Origin of the sequence: Pseudomonas sp. D1-36, assembly GCF_051132205.1 — a bacterium.
Taxonomy (GTDB): domain Bacteria; phylum Pseudomonadota; class Gammaproteobacteria; order Pseudomonadales; family Pseudomonadaceae; genus Aquipseudomonas.
Genome location: NZ_CP071674.1, coordinates 4,541,616 through 4,560,192, shown reverse-complemented (window position 1 = coordinate 4,560,192; position 18,577 = coordinate 4,541,616). Strand labels below are relative to the sequence as shown.

At 60.2% G+C, this 18,577-nt stretch carries 16 protein-coding genes; 11 read left to right on the top strand and 5 right to left on the bottom strand.

Features of this window, described 5'->3' with window-relative positions:
* Positions 1-165: 165 nt before the first annotated feature.
* The 4 genes from lon to J3P76_RS20345 all read right to left on the bottom strand — a co-directional run bounded on the left by lon (position 166) and on the right by J3P76_RS20345 (position 6,411).
* Positions 166-2,580: an endopeptidase La gene (gene lon / locus J3P76_RS20360; RefSeq protein ID WP_420764176.1), complete on the bottom strand. Its 2,415-nt coding sequence runs from the start codon at positions 2,578-2,580 to the stop codon at positions 166-168.
* 150 nt (positions 2,581-2,730) lie between these two features.
* On the bottom strand, positions 2,731-4,044 hold the full coding sequence (locus J3P76_RS20355) for an MFS transporter (protein ID WP_434562467.1): 1,314 nt from the start codon (positions 4,042-4,044) through the stop codon (positions 2,731-2,733).
* A gap of 303 nt (positions 4,045-4,347) precedes the next feature.
* Positions 4,348-5,586, bottom strand: a complete 1,239-nt coding sequence (locus J3P76_RS20350) for a CNNM domain-containing protein (protein ID WP_434609749.1) — start codon at positions 5,584-5,586, stop codon at positions 4,348-4,350.
* 12 nt (positions 5,587-5,598) lie between these two features.
* Positions 5,599-6,411, bottom strand: a complete 813-nt coding sequence (locus J3P76_RS20345) for a cytochrome C assembly family protein (RefSeq protein WP_434562471.1) — start codon at positions 6,409-6,411, stop codon at positions 5,599-5,601.
* 206 nt (positions 6,412-6,617) lie between these two features.
* Here J3P76_RS20345 and ffh point away from each other — a divergent pair, with 206 nt between their 5' ends.
* From ffh to J3P76_RS20290, 11 genes are all read left to right on the top strand, one after another.
* The gene (gene ffh, locus J3P76_RS20340; RefSeq protein ID WP_413794151.1) at positions 6,618-7,994 is read left to right on the top strand and encodes a signal recognition particle protein; all 1,377 of its coding nucleotides are present in this window, start codon (positions 6,618-6,620) and stop codon (positions 7,992-7,994) included.
* Between the two features lie 251 nt (positions 7,995-8,245).
* Positions 8,246-8,497: a 30S ribosomal protein S16 gene (rpsP, locus tag J3P76_RS20335; protein ID WP_003198088.1), complete on the top strand. Its 252-nt coding sequence runs from the start codon at positions 8,246-8,248 to the stop codon at positions 8,495-8,497.
* A gap of 5 nt (positions 8,498-8,502) precedes the next feature.
* Entirely contained in the window at positions 8,503-9,039 is a 537-nt protein-coding gene (rimM, locus tag J3P76_RS20330) for a ribosome maturation factor RimM (protein ID WP_420764180.1), read from the top strand.
* Complete coding sequence (trmD, locus tag J3P76_RS20325; protein ID WP_434562473.1) at positions 9,021-9,794, top strand: tRNA (guanosine(37)-N1)-methyltransferase TrmD; 774 nt, start codon at positions 9,021-9,023, stop codon at positions 9,792-9,794. Before rimM ends, trmD begins: the two co-directional genes overlap by 19 nt.
* Positions 9,795-9,839: 45 nt before the next feature.
* Positions 9,840-10,190, top strand: a complete 351-nt coding sequence (gene rplS / locus J3P76_RS20320) for a 50S ribosomal protein L19 (RefSeq protein ID WP_003175895.1) — start codon at positions 9,840-9,842, stop codon at positions 10,188-10,190.
* A 126-nt stretch (positions 10,191-10,316) separates the two neighbouring features.
* Positions 10,317-11,213, top strand: a complete 897-nt coding sequence (gene xerD / locus J3P76_RS20315) for a site-specific tyrosine recombinase XerD (protein ID WP_420764181.1) — start codon at positions 10,317-10,319, stop codon at positions 11,211-11,213.
* A gap of 161 nt (positions 11,214-11,374) precedes the next feature.
* Entirely contained in the window at positions 11,375-12,106 is a 732-nt protein-coding gene (locus tag J3P76_RS20310; protein WP_420764182.1) for a DsbC family protein, read from the top strand.
* A 132-nt stretch (positions 12,107-12,238) separates the two neighbouring features.
* Entirely contained in the window at positions 12,239-13,543 is a 1,305-nt protein-coding gene (locus J3P76_RS20305) for a homoserine dehydrogenase (protein WP_420764183.1), read from the top strand.
* 104 nt (positions 13,544-13,647) lie between these two features.
* Complete coding sequence (gene thrC, locus J3P76_RS20300; protein WP_420764184.1) at positions 13,648-15,057, top strand: threonine synthase; 1,410 nt, start codon at positions 13,648-13,650, stop codon at positions 15,055-15,057.
* A 120-nt stretch (positions 15,058-15,177) separates the two neighbouring features.
* A complete protein-coding gene (locus J3P76_RS20295; protein ID WP_434562475.1) occupies positions 15,178-16,554 on the top strand; it encodes a transporter substrate-binding domain-containing protein in 1,377 nt (458 codons plus the stop codon).
* A gap of 157 nt (positions 16,555-16,711) precedes the next feature.
* A complete protein-coding gene (locus J3P76_RS20290; RefSeq protein WP_420764186.1) occupies positions 16,712-16,999 on the top strand; it encodes a DUF3509 domain-containing protein in 288 nt (95 codons plus the stop codon).
* Between the two features lie 245 nt (positions 17,000-17,244).
* On the opposite strand, the gene J3P76_RS20285 is transcribed toward J3P76_RS20290, so the two are convergent.
* Entirely contained in the window at positions 17,245-18,444 is a 1,200-nt protein-coding gene (locus tag J3P76_RS20285) for a CaiB/BaiF CoA transferase family protein (RefSeq protein WP_434609757.1), read from the bottom strand.
* Positions 18,445-18,577 lie beyond the last annotated feature (133 nt).

The window sequence follows — 18,577 nt, the reverse complement described above, 5'->3', positions numbered from 1 at the left end:
GATGCTACTGGGTGTGTCAGCTGGACATGTGCTGGTGCAAATGACGCCTTCGCGAGCAGGCTCGCTCCTACAAGGGTTCGTTGCGAATCACATACCGTGAACACCACAAATCCCCGGGGGAGCGGGCCTGCTAGCGATGAGGCCAATGCAGTCACTGCAGAACGATCAGAACAACACCTTCACCACGTCCGCAAACCGCTTGGCGAAGTGCACCGTGACGCCTTCCTTCAGATAGTCCGGCAGCTCCTCGAAGTTGCCACGGTTGGCTTCCGGCAGGATCAACTCATTGATTTTCTGCCGGCGCGCCGCGATGACCTTTTCGCGTACGCCGCCAATCGGCAGGACGTGGCCGGTAAGTGTCAATTCGCCAGTCATGGCCACGCCTTTCTTCGCCGGCTGGTTGCGCGCAAGGGACAGCAAGGCGCTGGCCATGGTCACGCCGGCACTCGGGCCGTCCTTGGGCGTGGCGCCTTCCGGTACGTGCAGGTGCACGAAGGCCTCGTCAAAGAACTTCGGATCGCCACCGAATTGCTTCAGGTGGGAGCTGACGTAGCTGTGGGCTATCTCCGCAGACTCCTTCATCACCTCGCCCAGTTGCCCGGTGAGCTTGAAGCCGCGATTGAGAGTGTGGATCCGCGTTGCCTCGATCGGCAACGTGGCGCCGCCCATGCTGGTCCAGGCCAGGCCGGTGATGACCCCGACGCCAGACAGCACCTGCTCGTTGCGAAATACCGGTTTGCCCAGGGAGGCTTCGAGATCCTTGGGCCCGAGCTTGATCACGGCTTTTGGATCTTCGATCAGTTTCATCACGGCCTTGCGCACCAGTTTGCCCAGTTGTTTCTCCAACTGGCGTACCCCGGCTTCACGGGCGTAGCCGTCGATCAGGGCCTTCAGGGCGCTATCGTTGATGCTCAGGCTGCCCTTGGACACGCCGGCCTTGGCCAGTTGCTTGGGCCACAAGTGACGCTTGGCGATGGCAACCTTCTCTTCGGTGATGTAGCCCGACAGGCGAATGACTTCCATGCGGTCCAGCAGCGGGCCGGGGATCGAGTCGAGGGTGTTGGCGGTGCACACAAAGAGCACTTTCGACAGGTCCAGGCGCATGTCCAGGTAATGATCGAGGAATTCGACATTCTGCTCGGGGTCGAGAGTTTCCAGCAGCGCGGACGCTGGGTCGCCCTGGTAGCTCTGGCCCATCTTGTCGATTTCGTCGAGCATGATCACCGGGTTCATCACTTCGACGTCCTTGAGCGCCTGCACCAGCTTGCCCGGCTGGGCCCCGATGTAGGTGCGCCGGTGACCCTTGATTTCGGCTTCGTCGCGCATGCCGCCGACGCTGAAGCGATAGAACGGCCGCCCGAGGGATTCGGCAATGGATTTACCGACGCTGGTCTTGCCCACGCCGGGCGGGCCCACCAGCAACACAATGGAACCGCTGATCTCACCCTTGTAGGCGCCCACGGCGAGGAATTCCAGGATGCGCTCCTTGATGTCGCCCAGCCCGGCGTGGTGCTGGTCGAGAATCTTGCGCGCATGCTTGAGATCGAGCTTGTCCTGGCCATACACGCCCCAAGGCACCGATGTTGCCCAGTCCAGGTAATTGCGTGTGACGGCGTACTCCGGTGAGCCGGTTTCCAGGATCGAGAGTTTGTTCATTTCCTCTTCGATGCGCTTCTCGGCCTGGGCCGGTAATACCTTGCCTTCAAGGCGCTGTTCGAACTGTTCCAGGTCTGCGCTGCGGTCGTCCTTGGTCAGACCCAGCTCCTGCTGGATGACCTTGAGTTGTTCCTTGAGGAAGAACTGGCGCTGATGTTCGCCGATCTTGCTGTTGACCTCGGCGGAAATTTCTTTCTGCAACCGCGCGACCTCGACTTCCTTGCGCAGCATCGGCAGGACTTTTTCCATGCGCTTGAGCATCGGCACGCAATCGAGTACTTCCTGCAATTCGCTGCCGGTGGCGGAGGTGAGCGCGGCGGCGAAATCGGTCAGCGGCGACGGGTCGTTGGGGCTGAAGCGGTTGAGGTAGTTTTTCAGCTCTTCGCTATACAGCGGGTTGAGCGGCAGCAGCTCCTTGATCGCGTTGATCAGCGCCATGCCATAGGCCTTGACCTCGTCGGTCGGCTCGCTCGGCTGGTGCGGGTATTCGACTTCCACCAGGTACGGTGGGCGGTGGTGCTTGAGCCAGGTGCGGATGCGCACGCGGGTCAGGCCCTGGGCAACGAACTGCAATTTGCCGGCTTCACGGCTGGCGTGGTGGACCTTCACCAGCGTGCCGTAGAGCGGCAGCTTCGAAGTGTCGAAATGGCGCGGGTCTTCCTGGGGTGAGTCCATGAAGAACAGCGCCAGGGAATGATGTTCGGACTTGGCCACCAGTTCCAGGGTTTCGGCCCACGGCTCTTCGTTGACGATGACCGGCAGCACCTGGGCCGGGAAGAACGGGCGGTTGTGGATAGGAATGATGTAGACCTTGTCCGGCAGGCTCTGGCCGGGCAGGGCCAGGCCGGTGCCGGAAACGGTGTGTTCGATGTGCTCGGATTCTGTGTATTCGTTATTCGCTTCAGTAGAGTGCTGGTCGCTCATGGGGCACCTGCGCAATGGGGTATGGACCTTAGATGGGGCGGGCAGGGGGTTGTTTCAATGGCGGGCAATTGTCAGCGGTTATTTCATTGATGGGTATTCAGGTGGGCGACAGGTTGGCGTGGCGAGGGGATGCCCCCCTCGCCACGCGTTTCAGCCTACGCGGTTCAGGTCGTTATGGCGTGTTTCCTTCAGGCACAGCACCGCGATCACGCTGAGCACCGCGGCAGCGGATACGTAACCGCCGACGTAGCTCAGGCCGCCCATCGCCACCAGCTTCTGCGCGAAGAACGGTGCCGCAGAAGCGCCGACAATGCCACCCAGGTTGTAGGCCGCCGACGCGCCGGTGTAGCGCACATGCGTAGGAAACAGCTCCGGCAGCAACGCGCCCATGGGCGCGAAGGTCACGCCCATCAGGAACAGCTCGATGCACAGGAACAGCGCCACGCTTCCCGTGGAGCCTTGAGTCAGTAGGGGCTCCATGAGGAAGCCCGAGGCCACCGCCAGCAGGCCGCCGGTGATGAGCACCGGCTTGCGGCCAAACCGGTCGCTTGCCCAGGCCGACAGCGGCGTGGCGGCGGCCATGAACAACACTGCAAAGCACAGCAGGCCGAGGAAGGTCTCGCGGCTATAGCCCAGGGTCGCGACGCCATAGCTCAAGGAAAATACCGTGGAGATGTAGAACAGGGCGTAACACACCACCATCGCGGCCGCGCCAAGCAGTGTCGGCGCCCAGTACTGGCTGAACAACTCCACCAGCGGGATTTTCACCCGTTCCTGGCGGGCCATGGCGTTGGCGAACACCGGCGTCTCGTGGAGCTTGAGACGTACATAGAGGCCGACGATCACCAATACGGCGCTGAGCAAGAACGGAATCCGCCAGCCCCATGAGCGGAACTGCTCGTCATCCAGGGTCATGGCAAGGGTAAGGAACAATCCGTTGGCCGCCAGGAAACCGATAGAGGGGCCCAGTTGCGGGAACATGCCGAACCAGGCGCGCTTGCCTTTTGGGGCGTTCTCGGTGGCCAGCAAGGCCGCGCCGCCCCATTCGCCGCCAAGCCCCAACCCTTGGCCGAAACGCAAAAGGCACAAGAGAATCGGGGCCCAGGCGCCAATGCTGGCGTAGCCAGGCAGCACGCCGATGAGCGTGGTACACACGCCCATCAGCAGCAGCGAGGCCACGAGTGTCGACTTGCGCCCGATGCGGTCGCCGAAGTGGCCGAACAACGCCGAGCCCAGGGGGCGGGCGAGAAACGCGATACCGAAGGTCAGAAAGGACGACAGCATCTGTGCCGTGCCTGAGGTCTGCGGAAAGAATACCGGTCCGATCACCAGGGCCGCGGCGGTGGCATAGACGTAGAAATCATAGAACTCGATGGCGGTGCCGATGAAGCTCGCGGTCGCCACGCGGGTGGCGGAGTTGGTCGGCTCGACAGGCACTGCTTCGTTGCAGGTAGTGGTTGTCATGCGGTTGTCCCTGACAGTCATATGCTCCGTTGGAGCGAATTATTATGGTCAAACACCCAGGGATGTGGGGTGGGCGCTGTCGCTGTTTCGGGTAGGAACAGTCGCAGGGCTGAAGCGAATAGAACCGGTGAACGGCCCGGAACCGTCTGGGTGCAGGGTAGGCACGAGGTTCGGGCGGGGCTGGGTAAGCGGTTTGAGTATAGGAAGGAGGCTAACGAATCAACAAGTGAGCCCGCACACAATTTGGAACATGCGCTGAGCTTTTGTAGCGAGGGAGCAAGCTCCCTCGCCACGGTGCGGTGATTAGAGAACTACCGGCACCGAACTGTTATGCCACACCAGCACCTGGCTGACGCGGTTGTCGACGGTCTCGATGATTTCCAGGCGGTAGCGGCCGATCTTCAGGCACACCGGGCTTTCCGGGATGGTTTCCAGTGCTTCGGTCACCAAGCCATTGAGCGTCTTGGGGCCGTCGCAGGGCAAATGCCAACCGAGGGTCTTGTTCAGCTCGCGGATCGACGCGGCGCCATCGATCATCAAGCGGCCGTCGGGTTGGGGATGAACGTGGGGATTGTCGAGGCTGTGCTCGCTTTCGAACTCGCCGACAATCTCCTCCAGGATGTCCTCCAGGGTCACGATGCCCATGACTTCGCCATATTCGTCCACCACCATGCCCAAGCGGCGTTGCTGCTTGTGGAAGTTGAGCAACTGCAGCTGCAGGGGGGTGCTCTCGGGAACGAAATACGGTTCGTGGCAGGCTGCCAGCAGTGCTTCCTTGGTCAGGCTCGCATCCGCCAGTAGATGGCGAACCTGGCGGGTATTGAGGACTGCTTCGACCTGGTTGATATCGCTGTGGAACACGGGCAGGCGGGTTCGCCGATTCAGGCGCAACTGCTCGATGATGTCGCCGATGGGGTCGTCGAGATTGATCCCGTCCACCTCGCTGCGAGGGACGAGGATGTCGTTGACGGTGATGTTGTCCAGCGCGTGGATACCGGAAACCGGATGCACCCGACCGCTGGTCTGTTCCTGTTCCTCGGCACGCGGCGTCGCGGGGGGCTCGTCGTCGCTTTGCTGGACCGCGCCAGCCTTGCGGGCAAAAGGGCGCAGCAGCAACTGGCTGAGGCCATTGAGCAGCCAGGCCACCGGATAAACGATTTTCAACGGAACGCCCAGCAAACCGTTGCCCAGGGCCAGCACCGCATCGGGATGACGGGTGGCGAGCGTGCGTGGCAGGTAGTCGGCGAAAACCAGCAGGGCCACGCTGGTGCCGAGCCAGGCCAGCCAGGGACCGTTTTCCAGCCAGGTGAAAATAGCCAGCCACGTGCCGATGACCACGGCGAGGGCGCGACAGAGGGTGTTGCACAGGATCAGGCTGGCCAAGGGAAAGCTGAGCTTCGCCAATGGCTTGTCGCCGGAGCGCGAGGCCCTGCGTCGGGCGAGCAGATACTGTTGGGCGGCTTCGATGGCCGTGAACAGGGCTGACCACAGGATCAGCACGACCATTACCGCAAACAATGGCCCCAAGGGCAGCCTATCCATCAGCGTCGTCCGTCAGACATGCAGGATGTATTCGCGGACCAGCTTGCTGCCGAAGTAGGCCAGCATCAGCAGGCAGAATCCCGCCAGGGTCCAACGAATGGCTTTGTGGCCACGCCAGCCGAGGCGGTTGCGACCCCACAGCAGCACGCTGAAAACGACCCACGCCAGGCACGCCAGCAGAGTCTTGTGCACAAGATGCTGGGCGAACAGGTTCTCGACGAACAGCCAGCCGGAGATCAACGACAGCGAGAGCAGGGTCCAGCCGGCCCAGAGGAAGCCGAACAGCAGGCTTTCCATGGTTTGCAGGGGCGGGAAATTGCGGATCAGACCGGAGGGGTGCTTGTGCTTGAGCTGGTGGTCCTGCAACAGCAGGAGCAGTGCCTGGAACACCGCGATGGTGAACAGGCCGTAGGCGAGGATCGACAACAGGATATGCGCCAGGATGCCCGGTTCCTCGTCGATGATCTGCACGGTGCCCGAGGGCGCGAATTGCGCCAGCAGCACCGTGGCCAGCCCGAGGGGGAACAGCAGCACCAGCAGGTTTTCCACGGGGATGCGCGAGCAGGCCAGCAGCGTCAGCGCGATCACGGCCATGGCGATCAGGCTGGCGGCGTTGAAGAAGTCCAGGCCCAGGCCGATCGGCGTCATCAAGTGGGTGAACAGGCTGACCGCATGGCCGAGCACCGCCAGCACGCCGAGCGTGACCAGCAGGCGCTTGTTCGCCTTGGCGCCGGAGGCCAGACGGGTGCCCTGATAGAAGGTCGCAGCGGCATAAAGACAAGCGGCGGCGAGGGTTGCAAGCAAGCTGGGTGACAAGGGGAGCATAAATCCTGTTAGGCAGGCCCGAAAGGCGCTGAGTTTGGCATAGAACCCCTACCGCACGAAAGACCGCCGCAACCGACGGCGAGGTGTACGTCGCACGCTTCTTCGCTATAATCCGCGACCTGCCCACGCCGCAGGCTCGCCGAGCACATATTTCACGGTCTGGGCCGCCATTATCCCGGTCTTATCTGGGCCTGAAAGGATCGCGCATGTTTGAAAACCTAACCGACCGTCTCTCGCAGACGCTGCGCCATGTCACCGGCAAGGCGAAACTGACCGAAGACAACATCAAAGACACCTTGCGCGAAGTGCGCATGGCGTTGCTCGAAGCCGACGTTGCCCTGCCGGTGGTGAAGGACTTCGTCAATTCGGTGAAGGAACGCGCCGTCGGCACCGAAGTGTCCCGCAGCCTGACCCCGGGCCAGGCGTTCGTGAAGATCGTCCAGGCCGAGCTCGAAAGCCTGATGGGCGCCGCCAACGAAGACCTGAACCTCAGCGCCGTGCCGCCAGCGGTGGTGCTGATGGCCGGTCTGCAAGGCGCGGGCAAGACCACCACCGCCGGCAAGCTGGCGCGCTTCCTTAAGGAGCGCAAGAAGAAGTCGGTGATGGTGGTGTCGGCGGACATCTACCGTCCGGCGGCAATCAAGCAGCTGGAAACCCTGGCCAGCGATATCGGCGTGACGTTCTTTCCGTCCGACCTGAGCCAGAAGCCGGTGGACATCGCCCAGGCGGCTATAAAGGAAGCGAAGCTCAAATTCATCGACGTGGTCATCGTCGACACCGCCGGTCGCCTGCACATCGATGAAGAGATGATGGGTGAGATCAAGGCGCTGCACGCCGCGATCAACCCCGTGGAAACGCTCTTCGTGGTCGATGCCATGACCGGCCAGGACGCGGCCAACACCGCCAAGGCGTTCGGTGACGCACTGCCGCTGACCGGCGTGATCCTGACCAAGGTCGACGGCGACGCCCGTGGCGGTGCCGCGCTGTCGGTACGCGCCATCACCGGTAAGCCCATCAAGTTCATCGGCATGGGCGAGAAGAGCGAAGCGCTCGAGCCGTTCCACCCTGAGCGTATCGCTTCGCGCATCCTCGGCATGGGCGATGTGCTCAGCCTGATCGAGCAGGCCGAACAGACCCTCGACAAGGACAAGGCCGACAAACTGGCCAAGAAGCTGAAGAAGGGCAAGGGCTTCGACCTCGAAGACTTCCGCGACCAGCTGCAACAAATGAAGAACATGGGCGGCCTCGGCGGCCTCATGGACAAACTGCCGAACATCGGCGGCGTGAACCTGGCGCAGATGGGCAATGCCCAGGGCGCGGCTGAAAAGCAGTTCAAGCAGATGGAAGCCATCATCAACTCCATGACCCCGGCCGAGCGCCGCGACCCTGAGCTGATCAGCGGTTCGCGCAAGCGTCGTATCGCCATGGGTTCCGGCACCCAGGTGCAGGACATCGGACGCTTGATCAAGCAGCACAAGCAGATGCAGAAGATGATGAAGAAATTCTCCGCCAAGGGCGGGATGGCCAAGATGATGCGCGGCATGGGCGGTATGTTGCCCGGCGGCGGCATGCCGAAAATGTAAAGAATCTGCGCCGGCTGTCATGTCGGCGTTGCCCCGCACGGAAGCGGGGATTTCCAGCAAACCCGCGCTACGCGGGAGCTGACCCGCCGTTTTTCATGACGGCTCTATGGCAAATCTTGATTGCACCGCGCCAGGCGCCGGAAAAAGTCATTTGCAAAAGTCCGGATATTCCTTAGAATATGCGGCCTTTCGGGCACCTATGCCCGCTGTGCATTTAGATTTGCAGCACCGACTACAGGAACGATGTTCACATGCTAACAATCCGTCTTGCCCTTGGCGGCTCCAAAAAGCGCCCGTTTTACCACCTGACCGTAACCGACAGCCGCAACCCGCGTGACGGTTCCCACAAGGAACAGGTTGGTTTCTTCAACCCTGTTGCCCGTGGTCAGGAAGTTCGTCTGTCCGTGAACCAAGAGCGCGTAGCCTACTGGCTGAGCGTTGGTGCACAGCCTTCTGAGCGTGTTGCTCAGTTGTTGAAGGAATCGGCTAAGGCCGCGGCCTGAGCAATATGAACGCGACGCCAAAAGATGCCGGTGATTTGATCGTTGTCGGCAAGATCTACTCTGTACATGGCGTTCGCGGCGAAGTGAAGGTGTATTCCTTTACTGATCCGATCAAGAACCTGTTGGACTACAAAACCTGGACGCTCAAGCGCGAAGGTAGCGTGAAACAGGTGGAGCTGGTCAGCGGACGCGGGAACGACAAGTTCCTGGTCGCGAAGCTCAAGGGTCTCGATGATCGTGAAGAAGCGCGTCTTCTGGCCGGTTATGAGATCTGCGTGCCGCGCAACCTGTTCCCTGAACTGACCGACGGCGAGTACTACTGGTACCAGCTGGTGGGTCTGAAGGTCATCGACCACCTCGGGCAATTGCTCGGGAAGATCGATCATCTGCTCGAGACCGGTTCGAACGATGTCATGGTGGTCAAGCCTTGCGTCGGCAGCCTGGATGATCGCGAACGCCTGTTGCCCTATACGGAGCAATGCGTGTTGGCAGTCGACCTTGAAGCAGGCGAGATGAAGGTGGAATGGGATGCGGATTTCTAAACGTGGCTAATTTGCGCGTTGAAGTCATCACGCTGTTTCCCGAGATGTTTTCCGCCATCAGCGAATACGGCATAACCAGCCGCGCGGTGAAACAGGAGCTGTTGCAGCTCACCTGTTGGAATCCGCGAGACTACACCACGGATCGGCATCACACTGTGGACGATCGCCCGTTTGGCGGTGGTCCGGGCATGGTGATGAAGATCAAGCCCCTGGAAGATGCGCTGGTTCAGGCCAGGATGGCAGCCGGGGAGGGTGCGAAGGTGATCTACCTGTCGCCCCAAGGCCGTCAGCTGACTCAGTCGGCGGTACGCGAGCTGGCGAATTCGGATGCATTGATCCTGATTGCCGGCCGTTATGAAGGCATTGACGAGCGTTTCATTGAGGCTCATGTCGATGAAGAGTGGTCGATTGGCGACTATGTACTGTCTGGCGGCGAGCTGCCGGCGATGGTCCTGATCGATGCGGTTACACGACTGCTGCCTGGAGCTTTAGGGCATGCGGATTCCGCCGAGGAAGATTCCTTTACGGATGGTCTGCTGGATTGCCCGCACTACACCCGACCGGAGGTGTATGCGGATCAGCGTGTTCCCGACGTGTTGCTAAGTGGCAACCACGCGCACATCCGGCGTTGGCGTTTACAGCAGTCCCTTGGTCGGACCTATGAACGACGCGCCGATCTTCTGGAAAGCCGCTCGCTTTCTGGAGAAGAGAAGAAGCTGCTCGAGGAATACATCCGCGAGCGGGACGATAGTTAACAACGTATCGATGGTAAGTCCGTTGACTTGCCTTAGGAGCACAGCATGACTAACAAAATCATCCTTGCACTCGAAGCAGAGCAGATGACCAAAGAGATCCCTACCTTTGCCCCAGGCGACACCATTGTCGTTCAGGTGAAAGTGAAGGAAGGCGACCGTTCGCGTCTGCAAGCGTTCGAAGGCGTTGTTATCGCCAAGCGTAACCGCGGCGTAAACAGTGCATTCACCGTTCGTAAAATCTCCAACGGTGTTGGCGTAGAGCGTACTTTCCAGACCTACAGCCCGCAAATCGACAGCATGGCTGTGAAGCGTCGCGGTGACGTGCGTAAAGCCAAGCTGTACTACCTGCGTGACCTGTCGGGTAAAGCAGCTCGCATCAAGGAAAAACTGGCTTAAGTCCAGCTTCCGATGCAAAAAAAAGCAGCCTGCGGGCTGCTTTTTTGTTGCCTGCGATTTGTGCTTTGAGCACTCTTCACTCGTCGTTTTTTATTCGACGCAGCCTTCGCTAGCTCATGAGTCTTTATGCCAGCCATCGACCATCCACTGATAGACCAGTTCCTCGACGCCCTGTGGCTGGAGAAGGGGCTCTCCGATAACACCCGCGGCGCCTATCGCAGCGACCTGGCCTTGTTCAATGGCTGGTTGCAGGAACAGAACCTGGAATTGATCAACGCCGGAAGGGAATTGATCCTCGACCATCTGGCGTGGCGTTTGGAGCAGAACTATAAACCCCGCTCTACCGCCAGATTTCTTTCCGGGTTGCGTGGCTTCTATCGCTATTTGCTGAGGGAAAAAGTGATTGCGGTGGACCCGACCTTGCGCGTGGAAATGCCGCAACTGGGCCGTCCGCTGCCAAAATCCCTGTCGGAAGCGGACGTGGAAGCATTGCTGGCGGCCCCCGACCTCAGTGACCCCATCGGCCAGCGCGACCGAGCGATGCTGGAAGTGCTGTATGCCTGTGGTTTGCGGGTCACCGAACTGATCAGCCTGACACTTGAGCAAGTGAACCTGCGCCAGGGCGTGCTGCGGGTGATGGGCAAGGGCAGCAAGGAACGCCTGGTGCCCATGGGCGAGGAAGCGATCGTCTGGGTCGAGCGCTACATGCGCGATGCGCGTCATGACCTGCTGGGTGGGCGTCCCAGCGATGTGCTGTTTCCGAGCCTGCGCGGCGAGCAGATGACTCGCCAGACTTTCTGGCACCGCATCAAGCACCAGGCCAAGGTGGCGGGAATCAATAAATCGCTGTCCCCCCACACCTTGCGCCATGCCTTCGCCACGCACCTGCTCAATCATGGCGCTGATCTGCGGGTAGTACAGATGTTGCTGGGGCATAGCGACCTGTCCACCACCCAGATCTACACCCACGTGGCTCGGGCGCGGTTGCAGGACCTGCACGCCAAGCATCATCCCCGCGGCTGAAGAAGAACCCCACAGATAAGCGCTCGCCATTGCCTTGCATCACCGGCATTCGGCCACGCCAGCCTTATGTGGTAGGCTTTCCCGGTTTGCACGGTGGGCGGCTGGAACCCGAATCTGCGGGTCGTTGGTTCCCGTCCCATTTGTTCGCCTCAGGAGTCCTCATGCGTTTGATCCAGATGTTCACCGCCGCCGCCATTGCGTTGGCCAGCACCTTTGCCATCGCCGACGACGCGGCTGACCAGGCTATCCGCAAGAGCCTGGCCAACCTCGAGCTCGAAGTGCCGATCGAAGCCATCTCTGCCAGTCCCATGTCCGGGCTCTATGAAGTCAAGCTCAAGGGCAGCCGCGTGCTGTACGCCAGCGCCGACGGCCAGTACATCGTCCAGGGCAACCTGTTCACGCTCAAGGACGGCAAGCCGGTCAATCTCACCGAGATCACCGAACGCCAGGGCATTTCGAAGTTGATCAACGGCATCCCGGTCGCCGAAACCGTGGTCTATCCAGCAGTCGGCGAAACCAAGTCGCACATCACCGTGTTCACCGACACCACCTGTCCTTATTGCCACAAGCTGCACGCTGAAGTGCCCGAGCTCAACAAGCGCGGCATCGAAGTGCGTTATGTAGCGTTCCCGCGCCAGGGCCTGGGCTCGCCGGGTGACGAGCAGTTGCAAGCGGTCTGGTGTTCCAAGGACAAAAAAGCGGCCATGGACAAGATGGTCGATGGCAAGGAGATCAAGTCCGCCAAGTGCGAGAATCCGGTTTCCAAGCAGTTCGCCCTCGGCCAGTCCATCGGCGTCAACGGTACGCCGGCCATCGTTTTGGCAGACGGCCAGGTGATTCCGGGCTATCAGCCGGCGCCGCAAGTCGCCAAACTGGCTTTGGACGCAAAATGACCTGCGTCGATCCGCTTTTGAAGATCACGGCTCGGCGAAAACGTTCGTCGGGCCGTTAAACACAAAGTCGCGTTGCTGCGCGGCTGTATTTCACGGCCGACCTTGCGTCGGCCGTTTCATGGGGAGTCAAGAGTGAATCCGGTCAAAGTAGGCATCTGTGGGTTAGGTACCGTCGGTGGCGGCACCTTCAACGTACTTCAGCGCAACGCCGAGGAAATTGCTCGTCGTGCCGGGCGTGGAATCGAAGTGGCACAAATTGCCATGCGCACGCCAAAGCCTCAGTTCCAGACGACCGGTATTGCGATTACCAACGATGTCTTCGAAGTGGCCACGAACCCTGAGATCGACATCGTAATAGAGCTGATGGGCGGCTATACCGTTGCCCGAGAGCTGGTACTCAAGGCCATCGAGAATGGCAAGCATGTGGTCACCGCGAACAAGGCGCTTATCGCCGTTCACGGTAATGAAATCTTCGCCAAGGCACGAGAGAAAGGCGTGATCGTGGCGTTCGAAGCCGCCGTGGCGGGTGGCATCCCAGTGATCAAGGCGATTCGCGAAGGCCTGTCGGCCAACCGTATCAACTGGCTTGCGGGAATCATCAACGGCACCGGCAACTTCATCCTCACCGAGATGCGCGAGAAAGGTCGCACCTTCGAGGACGTCCTCACCGAGGCCCAGGCCCTGGGTTATGCCGAGGCGGATCCAACCTTCGACGTGGAGGGCATCGACGCGGCGCACAAGCTGACGATCCTGGCTTCCATCGCCTTTGGTATACCGCTGCAATTCGACAAGGCCTACACCGAAGGCATCACCAAGCTGACCACCGCTGACGTGAACTATGCCGAAGCCTTGGGCTACCGCATTAAACACCTGGGCGTGGCGCGCAGCACCGCCAGCGGCATCGAATTGCGCGTACACCCGACGCTGATCCCGGCCGACCGCCTGATCGCCAACGTCAACGGTGTGATGAACGCAGTGATGGTCAATGGTGATGCCTCCGGGTCGACGCTGTTCTACGGGGCTGGCGCGGGCATGGAGCCGACTGCATCGTCGGTGATCGCCGACCTGGTGGATGTGGTTCGCGCGATGACCTCGGATCCAGAGAACCGTGTGCCGCACCTGGCCTTCCAGCCGGATTCGCTGTCGGCCCATCCGATTCTTCCGATCGATGCTTGCGAAAGTGCCTACTACTTGCGTATCCAGGCCAAGGACCATCCGGGCGTATTGGCCCAGGTGGCGAGCATTCTTTCGGAGCGCGGCATCAACATCGAGTCGATCATGCAGAAGGAAGTCGAGGAACATGATGGCCTGGTGCCGATGATTCTGCTGACCCATCGCGTGGTCGAGCAGCGCATCAACGATGCGATTGCGGCATTGGAAGCGCTCCAGGGGGTCGTTGGCCCAGTGGTCCGTATCCGCGTCGAACATTTGAACTAATTTAGCGGCAAGCTATAAGCTGCAAGCTGCAAGTAAAAGCCGAACCGCTTTTCACTTGTAGCGTGCAGCTTGAGGCTTGAAGCTCAAACCGAAGGTTTGCCCCTATGCGCTATATCAGCACCCGCGGCCAGGCACCGGCCCTGAATTTCGAAGATGTCCTGCTGGCCGGCCTGGCCACGGATGGCGGTCTTTATGTGCCGGAGAACCTGCCACGTTTCACACAGGAGGAGATTGCCTCCTGGGCCGGCCTGCCGTACCACGAGCTGGCTTTCCGGGTCATGCGCCCGTTTGTTGCCGGCAGCATTCCGGACGCCGATTTCAAAAAGATTCTGGAAGAGACCTATGGGGTCTTTTCCCACAATGCCATCGCACCGTTGCGCCAGCTAAACGGTAACGAATGGGTCATGGAGCTGTTCCACGGTCCGACCCTGGCGTTCAAGGATTTCGCCCTGCAGCTGCTCGGCCGCCTGTTGGACTACGTGTTGCAAAAGCGTGGCGAGCGCGTGGTGATCGTCGGCGCAACGTCCGGCGACACCGGCTCGGCCGCGATCGAAGGCTGCAAGCATTGCGAGCACGTCGATATTTTCATCCTGCACCCGCACAACCGCGTCTCGGAAGTGCAGCGTCGGCAGATGACGACGATCTTCGGCGACAACATCCACAACATCGCCATCGAAGGCAACTTCGATGACTGCCAGGAAATGGTCAAGGCCAGTTTCGCCGACCAGAGCTTCCTCAAGGGCACCCGGCTGGTGGCGGTGAACTCGATCAACTGGGCGCGGATCATGGCCCAGATCGTCTACTACTTCCACGCGGCGCTGCAGTTGGGCGGCCCGGCCCGTTCGGTGGCGTTCTCGGTGCCTACCGGCAACTTCGGCGATATTTTCGCCGGTTACCTGGCGCGCAACATGGGCCTGCCGATCAACCAATTGATCGTCGCCACCAACCGCAACGACATCCTGCATCGCTTCATGAGCGGTAACCAGTACGTCAAGGAAACCCTGCACGCCACGCTGTCACCTTCGATGGACATCATGGTGTCGTCGAACTTCGAGCGCCTGTTGTTCGACTTGCACGGTCGCAATGGCGCCGCGATTGCCGGCCTGATGGACAGCTTCCGCCAGGGTGGCGGTTTCAGCGTCGAAGCCGAGCGCTGGACCGAAGCCCGCAAGCTGTTCGACTCCCTTGCAGTGGATGACGCACAGACCTGCGAAACCATCGCCGAGGTGTTCGAGCAGAGCGGTGAGCTGCTCGACCCACACACCGCCATTGGCGTGAGAGCTGCACGCGAGTGCCGCCGCAGCCTGGATACCCCGATGGTCGTCCTGGGCACCGCACACCCGGTCAAGTTTCCGGAAGCCGTGGAGAAAGCTGGCGTAGGAAAAGCGCTTGAACTGCCTGCACATCTTTCGGATTTGTTTGAGCGAAACGAGCGTTGCACGGTGTTGCCCAATGACTTGAAAGCCGTGCAGGCCTTTGTCAGCCAGCATGGCAACCGCGGCAAGCCTCTCTGATAGCTGGAAGTTGTCACATTTTGAAGCCCGTCTCCTGACGGGCTTTCTTGTTTCTGCATGCCAAACTGGCCGGGTTTCCGCCCTTGGAGGGACGGGCGGGTAATCTCGAAGGAAGTGCAGATGTTGTTCTTTATACGTTGCAAACCAGTGATGAGCTGGATGATGGGCCTGGTGTTTTTGTTTGGGGCGCCATGGGGAGGCGCGGCCCAGTTGGCGGCCTCTGGCAAGCCACCGTTCGAATCCAGCGGACGGATCGCGCTCGATGCCCAGGAGCTGAAGTGGATCAGCGAAAACCCTCGCGTCGTCGTCGCCTCGATGCAGTTCCCGTTGTACCTGTTCAAAAATGAACGTGGGCAATGGAACGGGCTGAACGACGATATTCTCCGGCGTATCGAGCACATGACCGGACTTGAATTCGTTCATCGGGAGTCGTTCTCTCCCGATCAATTAATGGCCCTGTTGGAAAAAGGCGAGGCCGACATGACGACTACCCTGGCGATGAATGACGAGCGCAGGGAGTTCTTGAGTTTCAGCCATGCCTTCGGAGGTTCCGGTTGGGTCTTCGTCGGACGTGACGCAGAGCCCGCACTTCGTTCGCTGGAGCAACTCGAAGGCAAGGTGCTGGTGTTGCCGGCACGGCATGCGTTGGAGTCGGAGATCAGGCGCAATCATCCAGCCATCGAGTTGCGCACGGTCAAGACGTACGGTGAAGCTCGGGCGCTGGTGGAAAGCGGTGAAGCCTACGCCACCATTGAAAATGAAACCGGCGCGCACCTGTACCCTGCGGGGCAGCTGCAAGTAGGAAGCAATCTCGAAGGCAAGTGGGAGCCCGACTATCTGGCTGTGCGCCAAGACCTTCGGCCATTGTTAAGCATCCTGAACAAGGCGCTGGAAGCGTTCCCCGCCGAAGAGATGCGAGCGCTGCGCTCGAAATGGCTGACAGGCATCGCTCCCCATCCGTCACCGTCTTCCTGGTTGTACATCAAACAGTGGGGCTACTGGTGTGTGGTCGTGTTCGGGGTGTTTGGCCTGTTGTCCCTGCTGTCGCTGTTATGGAACCGACGCCTGCAGGTCCAGATTGATCAACGGCTCAAGGTCGAGGCCGTACTCAATGACCAACTGAAGTTCCAGCGAGCCCTGATGGACGCGATTCCCGATCCGATCTTCATTCGCGACCTGGAAGGTCGCCTGATCATGTGCAACAAAAGTTATGAGGATCAGTTCGAGACTCGCTTCGAGAAGCTGCTGGGCACGCGCCTGACCGATTCCGCGACGTTTCCAGCAGCAACCGCCGAATTGTTGCACGGCGAGTTGATGGAGCAGCTGCAAACCCGCCAGCCGCGTTTTGTGGACCGCCAACTGATGTTCAGCGGTGGCTTGCGGGACATCTATCACTGGTCAGTGCCGTTCTATGGGGCCGATGGTCAGTTGCGCGGTCTGCTGGGAGGGTGGATCGATGTTGGGCATCGTTGGCGCCGCAACCGCTTCCTGGCTTGATGATGGCCGTGCCTGTTGCCAACCTGTCATATTGGGCGCGCATGCTCGGTTGAACACGCTGCAAAAGTGTCGGTTCGTTGCGCTGGCAGAACTTTAGGCCATGGCCCACGGTCACTTAATGTGCAGTTGTTTTCTCGGACTATTGAAGGGTGATCGAATGGAAAGTATCAGCCTGTTGCTGAATGAAGCCTTGAGCCCGTATCAGGTCACGCTCACTCCCTCCGGTGCCAAGGGTGAATGCCTGGTAACGCTGAAAAACCCCACGGGGGCCATCATGGTCGAGCGGGTGTTCAACCAGGCCCAGCTGGCCGACAAGCGCCAGCTCACCGACGTGGTCGATGGCCTGCACCGCGATGTACTGATCGCCGAAGGCCGCCTGGAGCCCTGCGTGATCGCGGCTTTGCGTAATCTGGCAGGGGACAAGGCCATGGCTGTCCCTAATTGAGCGACGGTTTGAGGGAACCTTCCTACGTCCCTGTGAGTCAGACCTTTTACCAACAAGAGCGAGCATTGTGCTCCGGTGCTTGTCGCTTGTTGCACGGACCTTGAATGGTCACGTTTAACCCCGAGTTGTCTCCCCACTTCTCGGGGTTTCTTTTTGCCTGGCGTTCAGGGCTTGGCTCGTTCTATCCCGCCAAGGGGCATCGCTCCCACAGTTACAGATCTGACAACGTGCTTTAGCTGCTTATCTCAAATAGCACCATCGGCCCGCAGTTTGGCGATCCGCTGCGCATCGTAGCCCAGCTCGCCGAGTACCTGTGCCGTGTGCTCACCCAGCGCCGGCCCGACCCATTCGGATGTGCCCGGCGTGTCCGACAGTTTCGGTACGATGCCCGGCATCTTGAACGCCTTGCCGTCCGGCAGCTTGGCCTGCAAGAACATTTCCCGGGCGAGAAACTGCGGGTCGCTGAACATGTCTTCGGCGCTGAAGATCCGGCTGGCCGGTACTCCGGCCTGGTTCAGTTGGTCGATGACAGCCTCCAGCGGCAGTGAGTTGACCCAGCGATCGATCACGCCATACAGCTCGTCGCGGCGACTGTCGCGTCCATCGTTGCCGGCCAGTTGCGGGTCGTTGGCCAGGTCGTCGCGGCCGATGATCTGCATGAAGCGCTTGAAGATTGCGTCACCGTTAGCGCCGATCTGCACGTGCTTGCCGTCGGCACTGGTGTGGATGGATGACGGGGTGATGCCGGGCATGATATTGCCGGTGCGCTCGCGGATGAAGCCGAACACATCGAACTCCGGCACCATGCTTTCCATCATGGCGAAGATCGCCTCGTACAGCGCCACGTCCACCACTTGTCCGGTCCCGCCATTTACCTCGCGGTGACGCAAGGCCATCAGTGCGCCGATCACGCCCCAGAGTGCGGCAATGGAGTCGCCGATTGAAATTCCGGTACGCACTGGCGGACGATCCTCGAAACCGGTGATGTAGCGCAGGCCGCCCATGGATTCGCCGACGGCGCCAAACCCCGGTTGATCCTTCATCGGCCCGGTCTGGCCGAAACCGGAGAGCCGCACCATGACCAGTTTAGGGTTCAGCGCGTGCAATACGTCCCAGCCCAGACCGAGCTTTTCCAGCACGCCCGGGCGAAAATTCTCGATCAGGATGTCCGCTTCGCCGATCAGCTGTTTCAGGATCGACAGGCCTTCGGGGTGCTTGAGGTTCAGAGTCAGGGACTTTTTGTTGCGTGCCTGGACGAACCACCACAAGGACGTGCCTTCATACAGCTTGCGCCATTTGCGCAGCGGATCGCCGCCGTCGGGGGATTCGACCTTGATCACCTCGGCACCGAATTCACCGCAGATCCGCGAGGCGAAAGGGCCGGCGATCAAGGTGCCGAGTTCAATGACTTTGACGCCGGCAAGGGGTTTGGCAGTAAGCGACATGACGAATCCTGTAGGACAAAGGCAGAACGAATGGAGCGTTTTATCATAGGCCAACGCCCGTCGCCGCAGGTTGATGGTCGGCAATTCGTGGATTGGCCGCCTCATCGGTTAGACTTGCCGACTTTCCTCGTAT